This window comes from Citrobacter sp. S-77, from assembly GCF_963864895.1.
GTDB lineage: Bacteria > Pseudomonadota > Gammaproteobacteria > Enterobacterales > Enterobacteriaceae > Citrobacter > Citrobacter murliniae.
This window is the reverse complement of sequence record NZ_CAWLWU010000012.1, coordinates 1-794: the sequence shown is the minus strand read 5'-3', so window position 1 is coordinate 794 and position 794 is coordinate 1. Positions and strand designations below refer to the sequence as shown.

Sequence of the window (794 nt, the reverse complement as noted above, 5' to 3'; positions counted from 1 at the left end):
TGACCCGTCCTGAATAGCGTTGACACGTTCCTGACTTAAATACGGAGAACGTGATGATGACTGAGTTCAAACGCACCCAAAGTGATTATCCTCTATCCTTTAAAATAGCTGTTGTTGAGCAGGTTGAAAAAGGCGAGATGACCTATAAACAGGCCCAGCAGCGGTATGGTATTCAGGGGCGCTCCACCGTTCTTGTCTGGTTGCGTAAGTATGGCCGACTTGACTGGAGTCCCGGACTTCCTGACCTGGTGAAGAGGAAACTGCCTGTGGCTCAGACGATTATCCCGCTTACACCCGAGCAAAGAATCAGGGAACTTGAAGAACAGCTTGAGCTGGCGAACCAGAAAGCTGAGTTTTTTGAGTCGGTTATCAACGTCCTGAAAAATGATTACGGGGTGAGCGTTGTAAAAAAGCGGCCCGGCAAGTCCTCGCGCAAAGTCCGGCCCCAAAAATAACTGTTACGCGTGCATGCCAGTTCCTGGGGCACAGCAGACAGGCGTGGTATCAGGACAACACAAGACGCATAAAAAGACAGGAACATCATGCTCAGGTTCTTGAGTTTGTTGCCCGAGTCAGGTGTCGTCAGCCGCGAATCGGTACGCGTAAACTGCACTATCTGCTGAACACTCAGTCCGATAAAATGCTGAATATCGGACGAGACCGTCTGTTTAACCTGCTGGATGAATACCGGCTCCTGGTGCCAGTGAAACGGGCATATCACAAAACCACTAACAGCCATCATCGCTTTTACCGGCATCCTAATCTGCTGAAACCCGGCCCTGAACAGGTTACCG

General features: G+C 50.4%; 1 pseudogene. It reads left to right on the top strand.

Annotation, left to right across the window (positions count from 1 at the left end):
• Positions 1-53 precede the first annotated feature (53 nt).
• Positions 54-794 (top strand): annotated as a pseudogene (locus tag AACS05_RS24785) (helix-turn-helix domain-containing protein); the annotation flags it as partial.